Origin of the sequence: Pseudoalteromonas sp. AOP7-A1-14, from assembly GCF_052376275.1 — a bacterium.
GTDB lineage: Bacteria > Pseudomonadota > Gammaproteobacteria > Enterobacterales > Alteromonadaceae > Pseudoalteromonas.
In genome coordinates, this window is the sequence record NZ_JBQSVO010000259.1 from 1 (window position 1) to 1,017 (window position 1,017).

The 1,017-nt window shown below is 32.9% G+C and carries 1 protein-coding gene; it reads right to left on the reverse strand.

Going from position 1 to position 1,017, the window contains the following annotated elements:
- Window positions 1-354: 354 nt before the first annotated feature.
- Window positions 355-837 (reverse strand): transcription/translation regulatory transformer protein RfaH, encoded by a 483-nt coding sequence (gene rfaH / locus ACT3RM_RS17985; protein WP_444511528.1) that lies wholly within the window; start codon window positions 835-837, stop codon window positions 355-357.
- Between the last annotated feature and the right edge of the window lie 180 nt (window positions 838-1,017).

The following is a 1,017-nucleotide window of genomic DNA, read 5'->3' on the forward strand; positions in this document are numbered from 1 at the left end:
GATTCAATTAATAGCTGTTTTAGTAAAAATAAATTCATTCATCATTAATAGTACAAAAAAGTGAATGTGAGGTAAATCAGAAGCTTCTTAAACAACTACTTAAGGCTGTTTACTTCCCTAAAGCGAAGCTGTCTCTTGACTTATTTTTGAATCCCCCCCCTACTACAAGCTGTGCTCGTTACAAAAGCAAAGCCGCGCCTACTCGCAAATTAAACACATGGTTTTAGCATTTTAGGCACGCTTCCGCCCTTAGGTTACAGTCCCTATTTACTGATATCCTATGTACTAATACATATTCAAATTTATATAAATATTCTATTAGTCAGGGTTTGTGTTTTTAGTTTTTAAAATCTTTTATTTAGCAATATCTTTATTATCGACACTTATTTCAATTTTTTGATTGAGTAAGTTAATTAGTAAAATACTGCGCAAGTCGCCATCAGGCTCTTTGTATATCGCTTGTATATTGTTAAATGACTCGTTATTAACACTTATTACATCACCTGTTTTTGGTATTTTTGATTCTATAGTGTGCGAACGTTCATTTTTTAGTTGATTTATTATCTGCTCGGAAACTAATTGGTAATTTGCTCCATAAGATACAAAACTACCTATTCCACGGGTATTTTTTACAGCAGAAAAATTACCATTTTTTGATTCAAGGCATACAAATAAATAATTAGGGAATAAAGCCGTGTGTTTGACAGTCCGGCGACTTTTAACCAACCTTTCGGTAGTTAATTTGGGGTAAAACGATTCAATCCCTTGATTTTGTAAGTTGATTTTAGCCCGCTCTTCTTGCTTAGGTTTGCATACGACTAAATACCAACATTCCATAGTAGCTCTTAACATTCCATAGTAGCTCTTAATACATAACTAAATTACAAAAAATACAATTACAAACTAAATAAGGGAGGCATTATAGCCAACATAAAGTGCCTATGTAAATATTGTGTGGCAAACTAATTCCGTTCAGTGAGTTTGTTTTTTGCAGAAGTTAAAGCATAAGGGCTACGT